This window comes from Chitinophaga sp. W2I13, assembly GCF_050434005.1.
In the GTDB taxonomy this organism is placed as follows: Bacteria; Bacteroidota; Bacteroidia; order Chitinophagales; family Chitinophagaceae; genus Chitinophaga.
In genome coordinates this window covers 2,195,156-2,213,924 of record NZ_JBNPWD010000001.1, presented here as the reverse complement: position 1 = coordinate 2,213,924, position 18,769 = coordinate 2,195,156, and the positions used below count along the sequence as shown (strand labels likewise).

20 protein-coding genes are annotated in these 18,769 nt (G+C 44.6%); 15 read left to right on the top strand and 5 right to left on the bottom strand.

Features of this window, described 5'->3' with window-relative positions:
- Nucleotides 1–127 precede the first annotated feature (127 nt).
- Together rbfA and QFZ48_RS08950 are read left to right on the top strand one after the other, a co-directional pair.
- On the top strand, nucleotides 128–508 hold the full coding sequence (gene rbfA / locus QFZ48_RS08955; RefSeq protein ID WP_370909242.1) for a 30S ribosome-binding factor RbfA: 381 nt from the start codon (nucleotides 128–130) through the stop codon (nucleotides 506–508).
- A 43-nt stretch (nucleotides 509–551) separates the two neighbouring features.
- Nucleotides 552–1,775 carry an FtsX-like permease family protein gene (locus tag QFZ48_RS08950; protein ID WP_429062007.1) on the top strand — a complete coding sequence of 408 codons (1,224 nt, stop codon included), beginning with the start codon at nucleotides 552–554 and terminating at the stop codon, nucleotides 1,773–1,775.
- Between the two features lie 84 nt (nucleotides 1,776–1,859).
- Here QFZ48_RS08950 and QFZ48_RS08945 read toward each other — a convergent pair whose 3' ends face one another.
- Nucleotides 1,860–2,696 (bottom strand): transketolase, encoded by an 837-nt coding sequence (locus QFZ48_RS08945; protein WP_429043889.1) that lies wholly within the window; start codon nucleotides 2,694–2,696, stop codon nucleotides 1,860–1,862.
- Nucleotides 2,697–2,859: 163 nt separating this feature from the next.
- Between QFZ48_RS08945 and QFZ48_RS08940 the strand changes: the two genes are divergently transcribed.
- Complete coding sequence (locus QFZ48_RS08940) at nucleotides 2,860–4,002, top strand: glycosyltransferase family 4 protein (RefSeq protein ID WP_370911256.1); 1,143 nt, start codon at nucleotides 2,860–2,862, stop codon at nucleotides 4,000–4,002.
- Nucleotides 4,003–4,109: 107 nt separating this feature from the next.
- Complete coding sequence (gene frr / locus QFZ48_RS08935; protein WP_370911255.1) at nucleotides 4,110–4,673, top strand: ribosome recycling factor; 564 nt, start codon at nucleotides 4,110–4,112, stop codon at nucleotides 4,671–4,673.
- Nucleotides 4,674–4,763: 90 nt separating this feature from the next.
- Here the strand turns inward: frr and QFZ48_RS08930 are convergent, their stop codons facing one another.
- The gene (locus QFZ48_RS08930; protein ID WP_429043892.1) at nucleotides 4,764–5,651 is read right to left on the bottom strand and encodes a DMT family transporter; all 888 of its coding nucleotides are present in this window, start codon (nucleotides 5,649–5,651) and stop codon (nucleotides 4,764–4,766) included.
- Nucleotides 5,652–5,769: 118 nt separating this feature from the next.
- Here QFZ48_RS08930 and QFZ48_RS08925 point away from each other — a divergent pair, with 118 nt between their 5' ends.
- The 11 genes from QFZ48_RS08925 to QFZ48_RS08875 all read left to right on the top strand — a co-directional run bounded on the left by QFZ48_RS08925 (nucleotide 5,770) and on the right by QFZ48_RS08875 (nucleotide 14,307).
- A complete protein-coding gene (locus QFZ48_RS08925) occupies nucleotides 5,770–6,516 on the top strand; it encodes a PPK2 family polyphosphate kinase (RefSeq protein WP_370911253.1) in 747 nt (248 codons plus the stop codon).
- Between the two features lie 75 nt (nucleotides 6,517–6,591).
- On the top strand, nucleotides 6,592–6,960 hold the full coding sequence (gene mscL / locus QFZ48_RS08920) for a large conductance mechanosensitive channel protein MscL (RefSeq protein WP_429062005.1): 369 nt from the start codon (nucleotides 6,592–6,594) through the stop codon (nucleotides 6,958–6,960).
- 147 nt (nucleotides 6,961–7,107) lie between these two features.
- Nucleotides 7,108–8,052, top strand: coding sequence for a DUF3078 domain-containing protein (locus QFZ48_RS08915; protein ID WP_429043898.1), 945 nt, complete (start codon nucleotides 7,108–7,110; stop codon nucleotides 8,050–8,052).
- A gap of 131 nt (nucleotides 8,053–8,183) precedes the next feature.
- On the top strand, nucleotides 8,184–8,978 hold the full coding sequence (locus QFZ48_RS08910) for a segregation and condensation protein A (RefSeq protein WP_079469813.1): 795 nt from the start codon (nucleotides 8,184–8,186) through the stop codon (nucleotides 8,976–8,978).
- A complete protein-coding gene (locus QFZ48_RS08905) occupies nucleotides 8,971–9,879 on the top strand; it encodes a helix-turn-helix domain-containing protein (protein ID WP_429043901.1) in 909 nt (302 codons plus the stop codon). The genes QFZ48_RS08910 and QFZ48_RS08905 overlap by 8 nt, the downstream gene beginning before the upstream one ends.
- A gap of 104 nt (nucleotides 9,880–9,983) precedes the next feature.
- On the top strand, nucleotides 9,984–10,856 hold the full coding sequence (locus QFZ48_RS08900) for a pirin family protein (RefSeq protein WP_429043903.1): 873 nt from the start codon (nucleotides 9,984–9,986) through the stop codon (nucleotides 10,854–10,856).
- 35 nt (nucleotides 10,857–10,891) lie between these two features.
- Nucleotides 10,892–11,419, top strand: coding sequence for a YceI family protein (locus tag QFZ48_RS08895; protein ID WP_079469810.1), 528 nt, complete (start codon nucleotides 10,892–10,894; stop codon nucleotides 11,417–11,419).
- Nucleotides 11,420–11,648: 229 nt separating this feature from the next.
- Complete coding sequence (locus tag QFZ48_RS08890; RefSeq protein ID WP_079469807.1) at nucleotides 11,649–12,059, top strand: OsmC family protein; 411 nt, start codon at nucleotides 11,649–11,651, stop codon at nucleotides 12,057–12,059.
- 176 nt (nucleotides 12,060–12,235) lie between these two features.
- Nucleotides 12,236–12,949 carry a pirin family protein gene (locus QFZ48_RS08885; protein ID WP_429043906.1) on the top strand — a complete coding sequence of 238 codons (714 nt, stop codon included), beginning with the start codon at nucleotides 12,236–12,238 and terminating at the stop codon, nucleotides 12,947–12,949.
- A gap of 119 nt (nucleotides 12,950–13,068) precedes the next feature.
- On the top strand, nucleotides 13,069–13,782 hold the full coding sequence (locus QFZ48_RS08880) for an HAD-IIB family hydrolase (protein ID WP_429043907.1): 714 nt from the start codon (nucleotides 13,069–13,071) through the stop codon (nucleotides 13,780–13,782).
- Between the two features lie 147 nt (nucleotides 13,783–13,929).
- Nucleotides 13,930–14,307: a hypothetical protein gene (locus QFZ48_RS08875; protein ID WP_429043908.1), complete on the top strand. Its 378-nt coding sequence runs from the start codon at nucleotides 13,930–13,932 to the stop codon at nucleotides 14,305–14,307.
- On the opposite strand, the gene QFZ48_RS08870 is transcribed toward QFZ48_RS08875, so the two are convergent.
- The 3 genes from QFZ48_RS08870 to dxs form a co-directional block, all read right to left on the bottom strand.
- The gene (locus QFZ48_RS08870; protein WP_429065482.1) at nucleotides 14,308–15,459 is read right to left on the bottom strand and encodes a PAS domain-containing protein; all 1,152 of its coding nucleotides are present in this window, start codon (nucleotides 15,457–15,459) and stop codon (nucleotides 14,308–14,310) included.
- A 95-nt stretch (nucleotides 15,460–15,554) separates the two neighbouring features.
- Nucleotides 15,555–16,601 carry a 2Fe-2S iron-sulfur cluster-binding protein gene (locus QFZ48_RS08865; protein WP_429043914.1) on the bottom strand — a complete coding sequence of 349 codons (1,047 nt, stop codon included), beginning with the start codon at nucleotides 16,599–16,601 and terminating at the stop codon, nucleotides 15,555–15,557.
- 82 nt (nucleotides 16,602–16,683) lie between these two features.
- Entirely contained in the window at nucleotides 16,684–18,609 is a 1,926-nt protein-coding gene (gene dxs, locus QFZ48_RS08860) for a 1-deoxy-D-xylulose-5-phosphate synthase (protein WP_429043916.1), read from the bottom strand.
- Between the last annotated feature and the right edge of the window lie 160 nt (nucleotides 18,610–18,769).

The window sequence follows — 18,769 nt, the reverse complement described above, 5'->3', positions numbered from 1 at the left end:
TTCTTTCCCGGAAATGGTTAATTTCGCAACTGACGGGCTGCTGGCAGCCGGTTATGGTTTGGCGGGGCGGGGTAATTATGTTATTATCGTACGCAGACTGTTTTACTAACGATTAAAACTGAATGAGATGCAGGAAACTAAAAGGCAGAAACAAATAGGACAACTTGTGCAGCAGGAGCTGAGTGGTATTTTTCAGCGGTTGGGATTTAATGTAGTGGAAGGGGGAATGATATCTGTTGCTGCCGTGAAGATGACCCCAGACCTGCTGGAGGCGAAGGTATACCTGAGTATGTTCCAGATCAAAGCCCCTTCGGAGATGCTGGAGCGGATCAAGGAAAGAATGGGTGAGATCAAGAAGTTACTGGGAATAGGATTAGGCAAACAATTGCGCAGGATCCCCGAGTTGAGCTTCTTTTTGGATGATACACTTGATTACGTGTTTAAGATGGAAGAGTTATTCAAGAAAATCAAGGAAGATGACGCCAATATCAAGGATGGCAAGAAATAAGGGTTACGGATTCTTTATTCTTCATTCGTAATTCTACAAATACATGGTTTGGCAATTTGCTTCCCGTTACTTCCGGGCCAAAAAATCTACCAATGCTATCAATATCATTGCCTGGGTAAGTGTGGTGGCAATTGCAGTTGGCGCTGGCGCCCTGATTGTGATACTGAGCGTGTTCAACGGCTTTGAGGGCCTGGTAAAATCCCTTTATTCCTCTTTTTACCCTGCAGTGAAAATTGCGCCGGTTACCGGTAAAACAATTATCCTCACGCCTGCGCAGCTGCAGCAAATAGCAGCGGTGCCGGGTGTAGCCCATTTCTCCCGGGTAATTGAAGAGAAGGCGGTACTCCGCTATGGTGACGAGCCTACGATAGCCGTATTGAAGGGAGTGGACAGCAGTTATAACTATGTTACCGATGTAAAAAGCAATATTATCCGCGGACGTTTTGACACCGGCGACAGTGTGGCCTACCGGGCAGTGCTGGGATTGGAGCTGGAAGGTGCGCTGGGCGTGGATGTAGTGCATAGCATTGCACCTGTAACCGTATATCTTCCCCGCCGGAATGTGAATGCTTTTGTGACCCCCGAGGATGCGCTTAACAACGGCGTTTTATATCCTGCCGGAACTTTTGCGATTCAGCAGGAGTTCAACAGTAAGTATGTTATTACAAACATTGAATTTTTACGGGGCCTGTTGCAGATGGGGGCCGATGAGATGTCGTCGCTGGAAATCGGGACACGGGCAGGGATAAACGATAATATGCTGAAAGTGCAACTGGAAAAGTTGCTGGGCGGCCGGTATAAGGTGCAAACCCGGTATGAGCAGAATCAGTCGCTATATGCCATCATGCAAACAGAGAAGTGGGCAGTATATGTGATACTTAGTTTTATTATGATCATTGCCGCTTTTAACATGATTGGGTCGTTATATATGCTGGTGATTGAAAAACAGAAAGATATTACGATCCTGAAGGCGATGGGGGCACGTAAGTCGCTGATTATGCGTATTTTCCTGGCCGAAGGATTGATTATTGCCGGTATTGGAACGGTGCTGGGCTTTGGGCTGGGAATCACCTTTTGTTTGTTGCAGCAGCATTTCGGGATTATTAAGCTGGAGGGGACTTCTTTCCTGGTGGATTCATACCCTGTGAGTATGCATGCGGCAGATTTCGGGTTGGTGTTTGTTACGATTATTGTGATAGGCGTGGCTGCCAGCTGGTATCCGGCGAGAAGGGCAGCGGTGGAAGCAATTACCTTGAAGGCAACCTGATACGGGACTCATTAAGATATTAAAAAAAAGAGGCGCATGAATTCATGCGCCTCTTTTTTTTAATATCTTAATGAGTAACTGCTATTAATAGTCGCCTAAAGTTTCCGGTAACTGAGCCAGTGCTTTGGCCAGCTGGTCGTCGCTGGGGGCGATACCGTGCCATTCGTGGTGACCTTCCATGAAGTCAACACCCTGACCCATAACGGTTTTCATGATGATGGCAATGGGTTTACCCTGACCGGTAAGGCTTTTAGCTTTTTCCAGTGTGGCAACAACATCATCCATATCATTACCATTCATGTGAAGTACGAGCCATCCGAATACCTCGAATTTGGCGCCTACGTCGCCAAGGCCGGCAACATCATCAGTAGTCCCATCAATTTGCTGACCGTTCAGATCAACAGTGATGATAAGGTTATCTACTTTATGATGAGGAGCAAACATTACAGATTCCCAGATTTGTCCTTCTTCCAGTTCGCCATCTCCGTGCAGGGAGAATACGAGGTTTTTATCGTTATTGAGTTTTTTTGCAAGCGCAGCGCCGATTGCCACACTCATGCCCTGGCCCAGGGAGCCGGAAGCAATGCGTACGCCCGGCAAGTGTTCATGGGTGGTAGGGTGGCCTTGCAGGCGGGAGTTCAGCTTACGGAAAGTGCTCAGTTCCTGTACGGGGAAATAGCCGGAACGGGCAAGTGCGCTATAGAACACCGGGGAAATGTGGCCGTTGGACAGGAAAAACAGGTCCTGGTTTTTACCATCCATATCAAAAGGTTCCGGTTTATGATCCATTACCTTGAAATACAAGGCAGTCAGGAAGTCGGCGCAACCTAATGAACCTCCTGGGTGACCGCTTTGAACGCCATGTACCATCCGTACAATATCTCTCCTTACCTGAGTAGCAATATCTTTGAGCTGTGGCATGATAGTTGTTAATTTTTGTGCCGCAAAACTAATAGAATTTCGTAGATTTTGTGGCTGTTGAATGTTTTTTTTGCGATCTCAAAGTATTAAAAAAGTTGATTTTTTTAACGTTTCTTTTCATATTTCGTTGAAATTAATATCTTTGCACAATTAAGCCCCACTAATGGAGAATGTATTAATTGCTACCGTCCTAAGTTTTGTTGTTACCTATTTTTCTATTCCAATACTGATCAGAGTGGCGGAATTAAAGCACTTATACGACGAACCGGACGAAAGAAAGACGCATAAACAGCGTATACCAACGCTGGGAGGAATCGGTTTTTTCTCCGGATTTATAATTGCCACGGCTATCTGCGTACCCGCGTTAGCCAATTCGCCATTTCAGTACATGATGGCGGCGTTCTTTATCATTTTCATGGTGGGCATGAAGGATGATATCGTAGGGTTGTCTCCGTTAAAGAAATTAATCGGGCAGCTGGCGGCATCTTTCGCTATTATTTACCTCGGCAATCTTCAGATAACCAGCATGTATGGCTTCATGGGAATTTATGCCATGCCTCCGAATATCAGCCTGATGCTGACTTATTTTACTTTTATTGTGGTAATCAATGCTTTCAATCTGATAGACGGCGTAGATGGCCATGCCGGTAGCATCGGATTGTTGGTGAGTGCCGTGCTTGGTGCTTATTTCCTGCATGTGGGTGAAATCACTTATGCCGTAATAGGCTTCGCATTGGCGGGTGGATTAGCCAGTTTCCTTATATATAACATTTCTCCTGCCCGTATTTTTATGGGAGATACGGGATCCTTACTGATAGGCCTGGTAAATGCGGTGCTGGTACTGAAATTTATTGATGTGGCTGGCAATCCTGCCGGTAAAATGCCTATCGGGGCTACACCAGCTGTAGCATTTGCTATCCTGATCGTACCTTTATTTGACACCTTACGCGTATTTGCGGTTCGTATGTTACAGGGAAGATCTCCTTTCTCTGCCGACAGGAACCATATCCATCATTACCTGCTGGACCTGAAGCTCAATCACAGGCAAACCACGCTGGTTTCTGTAGCAATCAATGCCACCTATATCGTTGGTGCATTTGTGTTACAGGGAATGGGCGCTACCTGGCTGCTAATGGTTGTAATAGGTTCTGCTACCTTTTTTACAGGGGTATTGTACCTGGCACGCCGGAAGAAACTGGCGGTGAAGGCTATTCCAGAGCCGGTAATACAGCCAGCAGTGGCAACAGCAAAAGAAGCCACCAAAATATTGCGTGTTACAACAGAGGGTGTATTACAAGATAAATAATCCTTTTGTTGTGGTTATTTGTAAGCATTTCTACTTCCATTATCAGGGCGTTACTTTGACGATTAAAAGAAAACCTGTAGGTTTGCACGCACTTAACTATTTATGTTATGCAAGATGATCTAACGCTTATCATTGATGAGGCAGCGGACTCGATGAAGAAAGCTATCGGGCACCTGGAATCGGAACTTACAAAAATCAGAGCCGGGAAAGCCAATCCGCAAATACTGGATGGTATTTTTGTTGACTATTATGGTGCACCAACTGCACTGAACCAGGTTGCTAATGTAAGCATTGCAGACGCCCGCACCCTAACCATTCAGCCCTGGGAAAAAAATATGCTGCAGCCTATTGAAAGAGCCATTATTGCATCTAATATTGGTCTCAATCCTCAAAACGACGGGGTTATCATCCGTTTATTCCTTCCGCCATTAACCGAAGAACGCAGAAAAGAATTTGTGAAAAAGGTGAATAACGAAGGTGAACAGGCAAAGGTAGCCATCAGAAATATCCGCAGGGATGCTATTGAAGCAGTTAAAAAGTTACAGAAAGACGGTTTAAGTGAAGATACTGCCAAGGATGCGGAAGCCGATATCCAGCAATTAACCGACAAGCACATTACGCTGATCGATAAGCATTGCGAAGTAAAAGAGAAAGAAATTATGGCTATTTAAAAAGTATAGCCTGAAAATATTGTAGCGGAGATATTAACGGATACCGATCCTGTTAATATCTCCGCTCCTTTTAGTGATGAGCAGCATGCCTTATTTTGCTGTAGACACCCTGTTGGCCCTGTTTACGAGATACACCCCCAACAAAATAATGCCCATGCTTCCCAGCTGAATCAAGGTAATTGTTTCATGTGCCAGCAAGCCCCATCCCACGGCTACTAACGGTAACGCATATGCTACCATAGAGGCCAGCATAGACCCCGCTCTTTTGATGAGCAGGAAAAAGAGCACAGCTGCCACGCCGGTTCCCATCACACCCAGTACCAGGCCTGCGGAAAGTGAGCGCCAGGGCGCATCCGGTTGGGAAAACTGTGGAAAGAAGTTACTGTACCACAGAATCGGAAATGTGAACACGGCACAAAAGAACATAGCCAGAGATCCCAGCTGCAGAGAACTGAAGCCCTGCAGCTTATGATGTACCATGCTGATATTTACGCCGTAGCTTACTGTAGCCAGGATTACCAGCAGCGCATAATACCAGTGGCCATTTGTATTGATGCCTTTGGCAGCGAACAGTAATACTACCCCGGCCAGCCCTACGAAAATGCCGGTGAGCTGCGCTTTTTTAAATGGACTTTTAAAGATAATGATACCGGAAAGCAGGGCCATTAACGGCGTTAAGGCATTAAGGATACCCGCCAGGGAGCTGTCGATTTCTGTTTCTGCCAGGCAAAATAGAAAAGCCGGGATACCGTTGCCCAGGATGCCGGAAAGTATAATAAGGGGAAGTTTATTTACGGGTGTTTGCCTGAATGCCTTTGGTAAAAAAGGCGAGAGGGCTACGCCGGCAGCCACCAGTCTTAAACTGGCCACCTGGTACGAAGTAAATGATTCCAGGCCTATTTTCATCAATATAAAGGAGCTGCCCCATGTGAGTGATAACAGGAGAAACACTCCCCAATGGGCGAAACGTTGGTGCATAGCTGTTGTTTTTCGAGTACAAAGGTGCAGGTATCCTTCATATTCAGCAAAATATAAATCATGATAACGCAACACTTCTGTCCCGATTTTGTTAAATTTATTTATAAGAATACGCTACATGGGTAAAATCAAATTGTCTGCTATCAGTACATCGGCTCCCAAAAAGCTGGATAAAGAAACAATAAAGGCGGTAACCCGGGAAATTCTGGAGGAGCTGGATGAACTCCAAAACCTGCTGTATGCACAGCATAAACACTGTGTATTGCTGGTAGTACAGGGAATGGACGCCAGCGGGAAAGACGGCGTAATCAAAAACGTTACCGGTACCTTAAATCCGCAGGGCTGCACGGTCCACTCTTTCAAAGCACCCAGCCCCGAGGAATCAGAACACGATTTTTTATGGAGGATACATCAGCATGCGCCGGGTAAAGGCATGATCCAGGTGTTTAACCGCTCACATTACGAAGATATTCTTATACAACGCGTACACAAGTGGATAGACGATAAGATGGCCTTTAAGCGGATGGATGCCATCAACGATTTTGAAAAATTGCTGACGGTTCATAATAATACGCACATCATAAAATGTTACCTGCATGTATCACAGGAAGCCCAGCAGCAGCGCCTGGTAGAACGGACAGAAGATCCCCGCAAGATGTGGAAATATAACGAAAATGACCTGACAGAATCAAAGCTTTGGAATAAATATATGGATGTTTATGAAGATGCAATTAACCACTGTAATTATGTGCCCTGGCTGATTGTTCCGGCAGATCAGAACTGGTATAAAGAATACCTGATTGCGCTAACGTTGAGGGATACACTGAAATCATTAAAGATGAAATATCCCCGGTTAAAGAAATAATAGCTTAATAATTAACGTGTTCGGGTATTATGCTTTAATTTTGTCACTTATTTTAACCAATAAAAACCTTGCATTATGTCGTTCATCAAAGAGTTTAAGGAGTTTGCCATGAAAGGCAATGTAATGGATCTTGCAGTGGGTGTGATTATAGGTGGTGCGTTTGGAAAGATTGTTACATCCCTGGTAGATAATATCCTGATGCCTATCATCGGATTATTTACCCGGGGAAAGAATTTTAACGACGTCTTTTATGTATTGGACACAAGTAAGGGAGACGTGGCCACACTGGCTGATGCGAAAGCTAAAGGCATAGCGGTATTTGCTTACGGCGCTTTTATACAAAGTGTGATTGATTTCCTGATTATCGCCTTCTGTATTTTCCTGCTGGTGAAATTTATGAATAAGCTTTCCAAGAAAAAAAGAAGAAGCCCCGGCCCCGGCTGAACTGTCTACCCAGGAAAAACTGCTCATGGAAATCCGTGATGAACTGAAAAAATCCAGATAAAAATTTTTAGAAATACCCTTACCATTCCATTTTTCCTTCGGGAAAAAGTGGGGTGACTTATTACGTACTCATTTAAACACAAATTGATGAAAAAATTTACTTTATCCATTGCCTGCTGTATGCTACTGTTTACGGCGGTACACGCGCAAAATGACTGGATGAAGAAGTCGAGGGAAGAAGCTGCCGGTAAGATCAAAAAAGACCCTAATGACACCATTCCCAAATTGTGGAGAAAGGGGATGAACATTAATGTAAATATCAACCAGGGATCCTTGAGTAACTGGGCTGCGGGCGGTGATAATTTTGCTTTCTCTATCGGGTCCAATCTTTTTGGCTGGGCGTTTTATAAGAAAGGAAAACATTCCTGGGACAACATAGCCGACCTGGCTTATGGCTATATTAATACCACCAGTTTGGGAGGACGGAAAAATGACGACCGCATTGACCTTACTTCTAAATATGGCTATGAGATTGGCAAAAACTGGTATTTAAGCGGTTTGGTGAATTTACGTACCCAGTTCACCAATGGTTATTTGTATCCTTCGGATACTACGCCGCAGTTGTCCTCAAAATTCTTCTCTCCTGCTTACGTGCTGGTGTCGCCGGGTTTTGATTATAAACCGGATAATTCATTTTCTTTATTCCTGTCGCCAATTACTTCCCGTTTTGTGTTTGTAATGGATGACGTACTCTCTAAACAGGGCGCTTACGGAGTGGATACAGGGTCGCATTTTAAATATGAAATAGGCGCTTACCTCTCTGCCAACTATATAAAGACCTTTGCAAAAAACATGACTTATAAAGGCCGGCTGGATTTATTTTCCGATTACAGGCACAACCCGGGGAACATAGACGTGTTTTTTACCAACGCATTGGAACTGAAGGTAAACAAGTGGATTTCTGCCCTGCTGACCGTAGATATGATATATGATGATGATGTAAAAGTGTTTGAGAATAAAGAAACCGGTGTGATGGGTCCCCGGCTACAGATAAAACAGGTGATCGGGATTGGCTTTGCTGCCAAGTTCTGATTCGCCGGAATTTTGTTATTTTTGATATCGCACAGCGGCATGGAGACAGGAAGCCGGTTATCTAACCGGGCATTTAATGACTCCGGGCAATTGTGCGATATCTTTTTATAAAAAATCTTTAAAAGCATTACGTGAGCGAACAAGCACCTGTCTATAAGATCAAATTACCGCAATTTGAAGGTCCTTTCGACCTGCTGCTGTTCTTCATTGAACGTGATGAGCTGGATATCTACAATATCCCTATCAATACCCTCACGCAGGATTTCCTGGACTATATTCATCATATTGAAACGTTGAATATAGAGCTGGCCAGTGAATTTATTCTCTTTGTGTCTACCCTGATGCGAATCAAAGCAAAGATGCTGTTGCCGCGCAAGGAACTGGATGAGCAGGGAAATGAAATTGATCCGCGGATGGAGCTGATAGACAAAATCCTGGAATATAAGCGTTACAAGCTGGCGGCCGCGGAACTGGCAGAAATGGAAGCAGACCGTATGCTGTCTGTAAAACGTGGAAATATTGCAAAGGAACTGGCCGAAATCGGGGAAGTGACCAGTGAAGGTACTGAAGTGCAAACCCTCACCCTCTTCAAGCTGACAAAAACCTTTGAGAAGGTGATTCAGCGCATGAAAGAACGCGATAACAAGCCCCAGCACGTGGTATACAAGTACGACTATACAATGGAGGGCTCCAGGATGTATATGGAAGAGCTGGCACGGGCGGAGCGTACTTTATCTTTTGAAAAAATATTCGATCACTGTAAAGACCGTGTGCATGCCATTTTCCTGTTCCTCAGTATGCTGGAACTGGTGCAAATGAAGCATATGGGGATTATGGTGGGCGAAGGCAGGAATAACTTTATTATTGAATACATTGATCCTTCCGAAAGGGAGGAAGAAACAGCAGGAACCTTAATAGATGGCTGAGAAACGTGAAAATATCGGGATTGTTTCCTTACCGGAGTACTCACATGTAGATCCGGGATTTGTGGTGTCTGGTCTTTGTGAATTAGGTAACTCTTTTTTTGATCAGATCGGAGTGCCTCACCGGCACGACTTCTACACCATTTACTGGATTAAGAAAGGTAAACTGCTGCATACCATTGATGCGGTGACGCATGAGGTAAAAAAGAACACGCTTTTTTTTGTGGCTCCCGGCCAGGTGCATAACCTGCAGGCAACCGATAAAATAGACGGATACATGATCGCCTTCCGCGATGCTTTCATGTGTTTAAAGGATCAGACGCAGGTATCCGGCATCAATTCAGGGTTGTTTTTCAATAACCAGTTCAGCAGCGTAATTCATATTGATGATGAACAGGAGAAAGATATTGACGCCATTGTTCGCCTGATGATGAAGGAGTTAACCCTGCGTGAACCTGAATATGAAATGGCCCTGCACGGACTGCTGCGTTATTTCCTGGTATTGGCTTCCCGCATAAAGGGAGAAAATGTAGCCATTACCCCTGAACAGCATGCAGCGCATAATAGTTCCATCTTCCTGAAATTCAAAAACCTGATAGAGGAAAAATACCACGAATTAAAAACCGTATCTGATTACGCAGGCCTTTTACATATCAAACCCGTGCTGCTGAATGAAATCAGCAAGCAATTATCCGGTATTACCGCCGGAGAACATATCCGCAACCGGGTGATCCTGGAAGCGCAGCGGTATTTGTACAATACAGACCTTACCGCCAAAGAGATAGCCTATAAGCTGGGTTTTGATGATCCGCACTACTTCAGCCGCTTTTTTAAGAAGTATACCAACCAGAGTCCTTCTGAATTTAAAGAGGCATCCCGCACATCTGTAGGCCCTTCCGTCTGAATTTTCCGGAATTTTCAAAAAAAGTCCATCACTAGGAGTGTTTTATCCATTCTTAACCGATGTTGTAACATGTACTTTTGTGTTGTCTTAAGGAGGCAAATAATATGAAAACACAAAAACATGTAAGCCAGATCGTAATTGCAGCCGCACCACACATGGTAGGCGATGGATTCAGGGTGCAGAGCACCTTACCGGGCGGAACCCGTTCTGAAGGTAACAGGATCAGTCCTTTTATCATGATGGATTATGCAGCTCCCAATTACATCCCACCGAGTGTAAGACCCAAAGGTGTTGGCGAACATCCGCACAAAGGCTTTGAAACCGTTACCATCGTATACCAGGGCGAACTGGAACACCGTGATTCTACCGGTAGTCGTGGTTTGTTGTTTCCCGGTGATGTGCAGTGGATGACAGCTGCCGGCGGCATCTTACATGAAGAAAAATACAGTGAAGCATTCAGTAAACAAGGCGGGAAGGTGGAGTTTGCCCAGTTATGGGTAAATCTTCCTAAAGCATTTAAAAATAATCCTCCCTCCTATCAGAACCTTACCAAAGCAGAAATTCCTGTGGTAAAGGTAAGTGCAGAAGGATATGTGAGAGTGATTGCAGGTGAGTATGATGGTGTGAAAGGCGCTGCCAGTACTTTTTCCCCGGTGAATGTTTATGATATTCATCTTAAAAAAGATGATAAAATCACTTTAAGCATACCAGAAAATTTTAACACGGCAGCCGTCGTATTCCAGGGAGAAGCTGATGTGAATGGCCAGTCACTCAAAGGAGTGGAAACCGCTCTCTTTGAAAAAGAGGGTACCGAAGTAATCATCACCGCGCTGAAAGACACTGCTATGGTGGTGCTGAGCGGCGAACCGATTGATGAACCCATTTTTGCTTACGGTCCGTTTGTGATGAATACCGAAGATGAAATCAGAACGGCGATAGATGATTTTAACGCCGGTAAAATGGGAGTCTTAAACTAATTAAACATTTAATAATACTAAAAAAACAAAGCTATATGACAACCTGGAAAATTGATCCGTCACACAGTGATGTACAATTTAAAATCAAGCACCTGATGATTACGACCGTAACCGGTCAGTTTGCCAAATTTGATGGTACCATGCAAACTGTTGATAATGATTTCAGCACTGCCAATATCACATTTGAAGCAGACATCAACAGTATTTCCACACAGAATGCGCAGCGTGATGCCCACCTGCAGGCAGGAGATTTCTTTGAAGCAGAAAAGTATCCAAAGCTCACATTCGTGTCTAAAGAAGTAAAGAAAATAGATGCAGATACATTTAAACTGGTAGGTGATTTAACCATCCGGGATAATACCCGCCCCGTAGAGCTGAATGTTGAGTTTGGCGGCGAAGTAGTGGATCCGTATGGTCAAACTAAAGCAGGATTTGAACTGAGCGGTAAAATTAACCGTAAAGATTTTGGTCTTACTTTCCACGCTACTACTGAAACCGGCGGATTATTGCTGAGTGATGAAGTAAAGCTGTTGGCCAGTGTACAAATGGTAAAGCAACAATAATATGGCACTTGCCTGTTGCAGGTCAGGATCTGTAACAGGCTATTGCGGCGTTAATAGCAATAATATAGGAATCAATTGACAGGAACCATGTATAGCCGCGCAGGAAACTGTGCGGCTTTTTTTATGTGCTTTTACGTTTCAGGAAGCTCCGGCGTTTTTTATTGCCGATTAATTTGTAATTTGGGCCTCCGCACTGATTTTTCTAACTGGAAAAAATAAAAAATTAAACATGAAAAGATTTGCATCTGCCAATTGGCAAGGTACCGGTAAAGAAGGTAAAGGCACTTTAACTTCCCAGTCAACTGTATTAAACAAGACCCAGTACTCTTTCAGCAGCCGTTTTGAAGATGGTATTGGTACTAACCCTGAAGAACTGATTGCAGCAGCCCACGCCGGTTGTTTTACCATGAAGCTGAGCTTTGTGATCACTGGCGCAGGTTTTACTCCCGGTAACATTGATACCAAATGCACTATTACTTTAGATAACGGTGCTATTACTACCAGCCACCTGGAAGTAACTGCCAGCGTAGAGGGCCTGGACGCTGCCAAATTCGCTGAATTTGTAGCGGATGCTGAGGCTAACTGCCCGGTAAGCAAGGTGCTGAATGCTACCATTACTACAGATGCGAAACTGGTGTAAATAGCTACCAGGCATCGTTACAGCTTTTACGGATTTTTCATATGCATGCCGTTTTTTAAACGGCTACTGTATAGAAAGATCCGTATTTTTTTGTCCACTTTTTTCAACATATGATCCATTCTTCCCCCCTTCGTTTATAGCGATATTTGTAGTGTTAAAACAAAGGAGATTTAGTTATGAAGAAAGTTATTCATCGCGCAGATACCAGGGGATACGCCAATCATGGTTGGCTGAAAAGTCATCATACTTTCAGCTTTGCTAACTACTACGATCCCAACAGGATCCACTTTGGCGCACTGCGTGTGTTAAATGATGATGCCGTAAAAGGCGGAATGGGTTTTGGCGCCCACCCGCATGATAATATGGAGATTGTATCTATTGTGTTGGATGGTGAACTGGCCCATAGTGATAACACGGGTAATAAAGAAGTGATCCGTAAAAATGATGTACAGATTATGAGTGCCGGAACAGGTGTGGTGCACTCTGAATTTAATGCATCTAAAACGGAAGAAGTGAGTTTCCTGCAGATCTGGGTAATTCCAAAAGAAAGGAACGTAACGCCCCGTTACGACCAGCAAACATTTGATCCTGCCGCGCGTGAAAACGCTTTACAGGTGGTGATTTCACCGGATAAAGAAGCCAATGGCCTGTGGTTAAACCAGGATGCCTGGTTTACGCTGGGTAAATATGAAGCGGGCAAAACACTGGACATTACCGCTAAGGCCACCAACATGGGAACCTACCTGTTTTTGCTTAGTGGTGAATTGAATATAGATGGAGAAACATTAACAACACGTGATGCGATCGGGTTATCTGAATATAACAAAGTAAGTATTGAGGTAATCAAACCGGCAGAGTTTTTGCTGATAGATGTACCAATGCTGAACTAATCACATCGTTATATACTAACCCATTATATCTAAAAGAAGATCAGTCGTTACGGCTGGTCTTTTTTTTATATTTTTATCGGCATCCGTATTCATTGAAATCATTAAAGCAACCAGGACACATGTTATTAGCTACAGATCTGGACGGTACATTTTTAGGAGGTACAACGGCAGATAAGGAACAACTATATAGTTTATTGCAGCAGCAGAAAGATATACAGCTGGTGTTTGTAACCGGGCGGGGCATACGCAGTGTATTATCGTTACTGGAAAATAATAATTTACCGTGGCCCGAATATATTATTTGCGACGTAGGGGCCACTGTTACCCATTTGCCTACGCTAACGGCGGTAGAGCCGGTGCAGTCGCACATTGCCGCCAAATGGCCCGGTGATCATGTGAGGGAAACATTGAAAACAGTGAAGGGATTACTGCACCAGGAGGCACATCAGCAATACCGGTGTTCTTACTATTACGATGATAGTACAGATATTGAAGGCGCCCGTGAAATTGCGGCGTCGCTGCAATGTGACCTGATTTTATCTGCCGGAAAATACCTCGACATATTACCTTCCGGTGTGAACAAAGGCTTTACCTTGAAACAGCTGTTGCAGGTGCTGGCATTGCCGCATCAGAATGTGCTGGTAGCCGGGGACTCTATGAATGATTATTCCATGTATGAAACCGGATTTAAAGGTGTGGTAGTAGGTGATTCGGAGCCCGAATTAATAGCGCGCACTGCAGGAATGACGCACGTATTGCAGGCAGAGCGGCCGGGCGCCGGCGGCATCCTGGAGGCGATGGCTTTTTTCCCCGAGTTTGGCATTTATCTGTAAAAAGAAGTGCAAAAGTGAGGGGTTGAATAGAAAAAGATTGTACCTTGGAAGAGGTCTTTTCTGGTAAATTAATATGGATATTGACAACAGCGTTTGGTATGATGAATAGTTTTTTAATCATCATTTAAATTGATAAATCAATACACCATGGAAATCACAACTCCCACTGAAGAACTGCACCAGCAGTTGAATTCCTGGAAAGAAGAAGTAAACGAAGTAAGAGCTGAAGTGAAAATGATGCGGGAGCGGTTGGAACAGATCGCCCTCAGCAAAGCCTCCAGGGATGTAATGACACAGGTTGAACATTTTGAAAACCGTTTACTGCGCCAGCGCGAAGTAGCTGATGAAATGCATCATGACATCAAGCAATGCGCTAAAAGAGTGGCCAACACGCCGGTAACCGTGGTGCATGACGACCGTCCTATTGATGACTTTCAAACCATACAGCACCGTATGGAGATTTTCCGGAAATTATATTTATCGTTAAAGGAAGACTTCAACCAGTTTATACCTTGTGAGGTATAGCTATTGGAGGGCTTTTACTTTATGCTCAATTTTATGAATGATTTCATCCAGCTGAAGGGTGGATTCATGCAGCCATTCCATGAGCTGGGTGTTGAGATGCAGGTCCTGATTGCTTTTATCAAATAAGCCGGCAATGCTGAGTATAGATACTACCGGCCTGCGTATTTCGTGAGAATTGATCCAGGCAATTTCCCTGAGTGTTTCATTTTGTTCTTCCAGTTGCCTGGCTTGTTTTACGAGCTTGTCGATATCCTGTATCATGCCTATCATGCGATGGGGGATATTGTTTTCGTACATGATGAATGCACGGTCCACCACATATTTATGGCTGCCATCTGCGCATTTAAAGCGGTATTCTTCCGACCAGTAATTCAGGTGTGCCCGTTTGCAGGCATCAAGTGAAGTAACGATCCTGGCGTGATCTGCCGGGTGAATATTATTCTGCCACCATTGCACCAGGTCGGTTTCATCATGGTTGTTATAGAGGAAAAGATTATGCAGGCCGTGGTTCCAGGTAACAACGTTTGTCAGAAGGTTTTTGTCGTATACCGCGTCGTTGGTTGCCTGTGCAAGTAATTCATAGCGGATACCCAGTTCACGCGCTTCTCTGGTGGCCTTTACCTGTGCATCCATATCCCTGGCCATGATGAAGCGGGCATTTTTACCAAAATATACTGCAGGAAGCGAGTATATCTCCACAAAAAAATTGGTGCCATCTTTTTTACGGTGTTTCCAGATGCCCCTGTATTCATCTCCATTACACCGCTCCGCGGCATTTTCTACCAACAGTGGTATATCTTCTTCATTCCGTATATCCAATAACGTTAGATCCAGAAATTCTTTTCTGCTATAACCATATTTTTCTACCGCGGCATTGTTGACGGACAAAAAGCGCATCGTGGCTTTTTCGTAGATCCACATGGGGATGGGATATTCATTAAAAAGATGTTCGAACTGAAGGGGACGTTTGTCTGATAAGAATGTGGCGACGATCAGCAGGACACATACACTGCAAAGCGTTAGTATGCTGAGTGACAATAATAATGAAGAATACTGGAAACCGTTTTTAAACAGGAGGTAGCTGTTAATAATGATAACAACAATCAGAAGCGATAAGCAAGTAAGCTTTATTGGGATTGGGGTATTCCGCATCACCTGATTTTCCACATAATTTAGCTAAAATTTTAGCAATCCAAAAAATAATATCAGATCGTTATGATTGATAATATTTTTTACATTATATGATTTTATAATTCTAGTATTATTTCATTACTTGCCGGATATCCGACGCAGGTAAGTATAAGCCCTTCGGCCAGTTCTTTATCCGTTAGTACTTCGTTTACCGGCATCCATACTTTGCCGCTCACACACTGCGCTGTGCAGGAACCGCATACACCGCCCTTGCAACTATAAGGTAGTAATACTTCATTGGCGAGGGCGTAGCTAAGGATGGTTTGATTCGCGGGAACAGCGAGCTTGTACTCTGCATTGCGATAGCGGATGATTACCTGTTTCGGATCGTGATCCTGCGGTAACGGTGTTTTGGCAATCCGTGCATCTGTATTCACTACAAAGTTTTCCTTATGGAGTTGTGATTCCCGGAAGCCCATAAAGGTGAGCGTAAGCAGGATGGTGCGCATATAATCGGGAGGACCGCAGAGAAAGAACTGTGCATGCTCCCGGTGATAACGGATATGCGTGGTTACCAGTTGCTCCAGTAAAATATTGTTGAGCCTTCTGTAGATATGATGACTATCCGGATCATTGCTGAAAAGCCAGATACATTCCAGTTGTTGCGGGTAACGTTTTTGCCACGCCAGCAACGCTTCATAGAAGATGGTTGTTTCGGGCGCAGCGTTGCTGTAAATCAGTTTAACATGCGCGTGCGGCTCCGTTGTTAATATATGTTTCAGCAGCGAGAATACGGGTGTTATACCGCTTCCTGCGGCCAGCAGGAAGATGTCTCTTTCTGCAGTATCTGACTTTTCGTAAGTGAAGCGGCCGGAGGGCTCCAGTGCAGTAACGATATCATTTACTTTCCAGGTATGGATAAGATGGCGGGATATCTCGCCGTTTTCTTTTTCGCGGATCGTTACCGACAGAAAGGGATCTACACCTGGTGTGGAGCTAAAAGAATAAGAGCGCCTGTATTCTTTGTTGTTGAGCGTAATGAGAAAGGTGAGGAATTGTCCGGCCAGATATTCCAGTGGCTCCGGCGATGTGTTTTCCAGCTTATAAGTATAAGTACCGGGTGTTTCGCGTATGATCTCCGTTATCCTGAGCTGAAAGTACATGGTATAAAAAAGTTTAGCTACCTGAATATTCAATTCCTGTGGAAATTAAATATTCAGGTAGCTAAATAACTAAATTCTTTTATTAAATAGTGACGGTAATTTTTTCTTTCAACATATCCCTGGTAGTGCGTGCAATGCCGGCGGCATCATAACCACATTCGCGGTATAATTCGTCCGGCTTGCCATGTTCCACAATTCTATCGGGTATGCCCAACCTTTTAACGGTTGCTTTATAGTTGTTGTTAGCCATGAATTCGATGACTGCGCTACCGAAGCCACCTACAATGGTACCATCTTCTACGGTAATTATTTTGTCGAACGACTGGAAGATATCGTGCAGCATTGCTTCATCCAGTGGTTTTACAAAACGCATATCGTAGTGAGCGGGTTGCAGGCCATCTCCAATCAGTTCTTTACATGCTTCAGCCACGAAGTTACCGGTGTGTCCGAGGGAGAGGATCGCGATATCTTTTCCGTCGCGGATTTTCCGGCCGGTACCTGCTTTAATGGCTTTAAACGGCGTACGCCACTCCGGCATTACGCCTTGTCCACGTGGATAGCGGATTACATAAGGCATATCATTTTCCGGCAGTTGTGCGCTGTACATCAGGTTGCGCATTTCTTCCTCATTCATAGGTGCGCTGATGATCACATTGGGGATACTGCGCATGTAAGCAATATCGTAGGCGCCATGATGGGTAGGTCCGTCTTCTCCTACGAGTCCTGCCCTGTCGAGGCAGAATATCACCGGCAGTTTCTGGATGGCTACGTCATGTACAGCCTGATCGAAGGCACGTTGGAAGAAAGAGGAGTAGATGTTACAGAAAACGCGCATGCCCTGCGTTGCCATGCCGGCAGAGAGGGTAACGGCGTGTTGTTCGCAGATGCCCACGTCGAAGGCTCTTTGCGGCATTTTCTCCATCATAAATTTGAGGGAAGAGCCGGAAGGCATCGCTGGGGTGATACCGATAATTTTATCGTTTTGTTCTGCGAGTTCAATGATGGTATGGCCAAAAACGTCCTGGTATTTAGGAGGTTGCGGGCTGGTGACCGGTTTTTTGAATATTTCGCCGGTAATTTTATCGAAGAGACCTGGTGCGTGCCAGGTGGTTTGGTCCTTTTCTGCGAGTGCATAGCCTTTACCTTTGGTGGTAACAATGTGCAGCAATTTCGGACCGGGAATATCTTTCAGGTCCTGCAAGGTATCGGCCAGTTTGGTGATGTTGTGTCCATCAATGGGACCAAAATAGCGCATCTTCAGTGCTTCGAAGAGGTTGCTGGATTTTGACACTACACCTTTGAGGCTGGCTTCCAGTTTGGAGGCCATGTCGCGGGTAAATTTCTTTCCTACCGGTAATTTGCCCAGCAGGTTCCACACATCATCCCTTACCTTGTTATAGGTGGGGGAAGTGGTGATATCTGTGAGATATTCTTTCAGCGCGCCCACATTAGGATCTATGGACATGCAGTTATCGTTCAGTATAATGAGCACGTTGGCGTTTGCCACACCGGCGTGGTTGAGGGCTTCGAAAGCCATACCTGCTGTCATGGCGCCATCGCCGATTACTGCAATATGCTGGCGGTCGAATTCGCCTTTGTAGTGGGAAGCCATTGCCATGCCTAACGCGGCAGAGATGGAAGTGGATGAATGTCCTACGCCGAAAGTGTCGTAACGGCTTTCATCTCTTTTAGGAAATCCGCTGAGTCCTTTATATTTCCTGTTGGTAGGAAATGTTTCCCGGCGACCGGTGAGAATTTTATGGCCATAGGCCTGATGGCCCACGTCCCATACCAGTTGATCGTAGGGGGTATTAAAAACGTAATGCAAAGCGACTGTTAGCTCCACAACACCGAGACTGGCCGCGAAGTGGCCACCATGCACACTTACCACGTCAATAATGTATTGACGCAGCTCCTCACATACCTGGTGAAGCTGTTCTTTATTCAGCTTTCGCAAATCAGCGGGATATTCTATCTGGCTCAACAGTTGACCTGCCTTTATATTCATAATTGGGCTCAGGGTTTATATGAAGTAACAAAAATACATAAAAATATGTGGTAAATAGTGTAAGGATGACAGGAAAATAGGACAGTTCTGTGATATTTCACCATTCAGATACAGCCATCTGCCATTTACCTTTTTTGATTCACCATTTATAACATTTAGG

Bases quoted from the DNA above. Each gene is read 5' to 3' on its own strand.
- QFZ48_RS08930 (WP_429043892.1), bottom strand. From the start codon at position 5,651: ATGCACCAACGTTTCGCCCATTGGGGAGTGTTTCTCCTGTTATCACTC.
- QFZ48_RS08875 (WP_429043908.1), top strand. From the start codon at position 13,930: ATGGAAATCACAACTCCCACTGAAGAACTGCACCAGCAGTTGAATTCC.
- QFZ48_RS08945 (WP_429043889.1), bottom strand. From the start codon at position 2,696: ATGCCACAGCTCAAAGATATTGCTACTCAGGTAAGGAGAGATATTGTA.
- QFZ48_RS08895 (WP_079469810.1), top strand. From the start codon at position 10,892: ATGACAACCTGGAAAATTGATCCGTCACACAGTGATGTACAATTTAAA.
- frr (WP_370911255.1), top strand. From the start codon at position 4,110: ATGCAAGATGATCTAACGCTTATCATTGATGAGGCAGCGGACTCGATG.
- QFZ48_RS08870 (WP_429065482.1), bottom strand. From the start codon at position 15,459: ATGCGGAATACCCCAATCCCAATAAAGCTTACTTGCTTATCGCTTCTG.
- dxs (WP_429043916.1), bottom strand. From the start codon at position 18,609: ATGAATATAAAGGCAGGTCAACTGTTGAGCCAGATAGAATATCCCGCT.
- QFZ48_RS08890 (WP_079469807.1), top strand. From the start codon at position 11,649: ATGAAAAGATTTGCATCTGCCAATTGGCAAGGTACCGGTAAAGAAGGT.
- QFZ48_RS08900 (WP_429043903.1), top strand. From the start codon at position 9,984: ATGAAAACACAAAAACATGTAAGCCAGATCGTAATTGCAGCCGCACCA.
- QFZ48_RS08950 (WP_429062007.1), top strand. From the start codon at position 552: ATGGTTTGGCAATTTGCTTCCCGTTACTTCCGGGCCAAAAAATCTACC.
- QFZ48_RS08940 (WP_370911256.1), top strand. From the start codon at position 2,860: ATGGAGAATGTATTAATTGCTACCGTCCTAAGTTTTGTTGTTACCTAT.
- mscL (WP_429062005.1), top strand. From the start codon at position 6,592: ATGTCGTTCATCAAAGAGTTTAAGGAGTTTGCCATGAAAGGCAATGTA.
- rbfA (WP_370909242.1), top strand. From the start codon at position 128: ATGCAGGAAACTAAAAGGCAGAAACAAATAGGACAACTTGTGCAGCAG.
- QFZ48_RS08925 (WP_370911253.1), top strand. From the start codon at position 5,770: ATGGGTAAAATCAAATTGTCTGCTATCAGTACATCGGCTCCCAAAAAG.
- QFZ48_RS08880 (WP_429043907.1), top strand. From the start codon at position 13,069: ATGTTATTAGCTACAGATCTGGACGGTACATTTTTAGGAGGTACAACG.
- QFZ48_RS08885 (WP_429043906.1), top strand. From the start codon at position 12,236: ATGAAGAAAGTTATTCATCGCGCAGATACCAGGGGATACGCCAATCAT.
- QFZ48_RS08905 (WP_429043901.1), top strand. From the start codon at position 8,971: ATGGCTGAGAAACGTGAAAATATCGGGATTGTTTCCTTACCGGAGTAC.
- QFZ48_RS08915 (WP_429043898.1), top strand. From the start codon at position 7,108: ATGAAAAAATTTACTTTATCCATTGCCTGCTGTATGCTACTGTTTACG.
- QFZ48_RS08865 (WP_429043914.1), bottom strand. From the start codon at position 16,601: ATGTACTTTCAGCTCAGGATAACGGAGATCATACGCGAAACACCCGGT.